The organism is Okeania sp., assembly GCF_983059655.1.
Map to the genome: position 1 here is coordinate 1 of NZ_CEZPJD010001016.1, position 2,409 is coordinate 2,409.

Here is a 2,409-nt window from a genome sequence, read left to right on the forward strand (position 1 = left end):
ACCCAAAAAGGCTAAAACCAATATCAGTAAAGACATTTAGGTTTAATCAGCAAGCGCTAATTATGCGGAAATGATATAGCATTTATTAGACTCATATCATGTCCGATAGCATCGGTATTGTATAGAGAAGGTAAGGAAGAAGGAAGAAGCTTTAAGAGAAGTAAAAACCTTATATGGCGCTAGATATTTCCCCGACTTTATACACAAACGATACCAATGGACATGATATCATGTACACTTAATATTTATTTCTTTCCTATTCCCTATTCCCTATTCCTTATTCCCTGTTCCCTATTCAAAATATCCTTCTTAATATCTCAATCAACTTAGATTTTTATTCAGACTTTCAGTACAACTTTGATACTCTTAATTAATTATCAATTTGTCAAAATAGTCTCATGATAGTCTAGTTGACAAAAAAAAAATCCTGTGATAGAACCAATAAACTATTAAAAGCTGTTATACAAGATAAAATAGTAAAGAAATAAACAAGCAATAAATTGGGAGGCAAAGCCTAACATGAGTTTATTAAATAAGGTTCTTGGAGTTTATAATCCAAATCGAACGGCATTCTCACAACAAGAAGCAATAGCTGCTATTGCAGTATCTGCTATTGCCTCAGATGGTTATCTTTTAGATGAAGAAACAGAAAGAGTGATAGTACTTTTGGCGGAAATGGAAATGTTTAAAAGCTATTCAGAAAAACAGATTACATATATGCTAAATAGATTGCTCAATTTACTTAGTGAAAAAGGCATAACTAATTTGGTTGCTATAGCCAATGATGCCCTACATCCAGAATATAAAGAAACAGCATTTACATTAGCTATCGATCTAATCCTCGTAGATGGAGTTTTTTCTGGTAAAGAACAAACATTTTTAACTCGTTTGTGTCAGATATTGGAAGTGCCTGTAGAGAAAGCTTCAGAAATTTTTAAAGCTAAGTCAGAAAACCATCAGGAGACTAAAAAAAAGTCTAGAAAATATAGAAATAATCAAAGTTATGAAAAGTAAATAACCATATTTTATTTACTATTTGTAAAAAATCAAAAATTTGTTAATAGATAATTTTTTTTGATGATGACGATTTAAACTTAAATCAATTAATAGCGAACAGTTGTCAGCGATCGGGTTTCTTAAATAGGGGGTTTAAATAGGGCTTGCTGATTAAATATCAAAGTTTTTAATGGCAAAGGTTTCAGACTTTGCAGGTACTAAGGGAGTATCAGCTTTTAGGTAGTTCCAGTTCAAAAATCTAGGGTTTTTGGCAAAAATAGGGTTAGAAAATCAAGGGAAGATTCTTCTAGCTATTTCTTCTCGGAATCTCATTCCTCCTGGATTCTGAATTCTGGATTCTGGCTACTCCTCTTAAAAAAGACTTCCATAAGCAAACTCTAAATAGTTATTAGCACTATACAAGTGCTTCATTCTTGAAACTGTATCTTCCGAACTTGGCCTAAAAGAAGTCATCTTCTTTATCCCGATACACCCTATCCAAATCTACCCCAAACGCTGTAATATAAAATTCGTTTAAGTGGCAAAAAAAATAGTCTATTGGAGTTGGAAAAAGTGAACTGATAACTGTTAACTAATACCGAATTTAAGTAGGTCGGTGTTGAAAATTATCGTTATGTCAAGGCAGAAGGCAGAAGGCAGAAGGGAAGATAGTTTTGGGCAAGTTTACTTTTAGTTAGATAATTCTGTTTTTTTCCACCATACCTACTGATAAAAAAATTGAATAGAATGAGATATTAATCAAATTTGAGTATAGATTGAGATAAACAAGTGATTGAAGAAGACGTTCATTAATGAATAATGAATAATAGACAACTACCTCTGCTTAAAACCGTTACGGAATTCAATATAAGGAAATACTATATCTTTTTTTTCCCCTTAAAAGGGGAGGCTTTAAACCAAAATTATTTAATTATTAATTATGAATAATGAATTATTCGGTAATAATTTCTTGATAAGCCTGAATAGTTTGTGTAGCGATCGCTTCCCAACTATAATTTTTTCTAGCTAACTCTTTAGCATTCAAACCTCGTTGTTTTCTTTCCGCTTCATTTTGCAAAGCTGACTTCATTAAAATAGCCATATCCTCTATTTTACAACTACCAACCCAACCTGCTTTTGCATCTGCTACATCTTGACAAATATGAACTCCATCAGAAATAACTACTGGTGTACCTGCCACCATTGCCTCTGCTACTGCGATACCAAAATTTTCATAATAAGAAGGCAAAACAAATACATCAGCAACTTGTAATAAACTCGCTTTAATTTCTCCTGTAACAAACCCCGTTATTTTTGTACATTTAGCAAGAGGTGAATCCTCTATTTGTGACCGAATTTTTGCTTCATAATTAGGGTCTTGAGGATTAGCACCTGCTAAAATAAATTGAAAAT

Annotated in this window: 2 protein-coding genes; one reads left to right on the forward strand and one right to left on the reverse strand. The window is 32.3% G+C overall.

Annotated features, from left to right (window positions below):
• Positions 1-519 precede the first annotated feature (519 nt).
• Positions 520-1,014, forward strand: coding sequence for a tellurite resistance TerB family protein (locus AC3DU7_RS31250; protein ID WP_488043124.1), 495 nt, complete (start codon positions 520-522; stop codon positions 1,012-1,014).
• Positions 1,015-1,948: 934 nt separating this feature from the next.
• Here the strand turns inward: AC3DU7_RS31250 and AC3DU7_RS31255 are convergent.
• A partial coding sequence (locus tag AC3DU7_RS31255) for a glycosyltransferase (RefSeq protein ID WP_488043125.1) occupies positions 1,949-2,409 on the reverse strand: 461 nt, incomplete at its 5' end.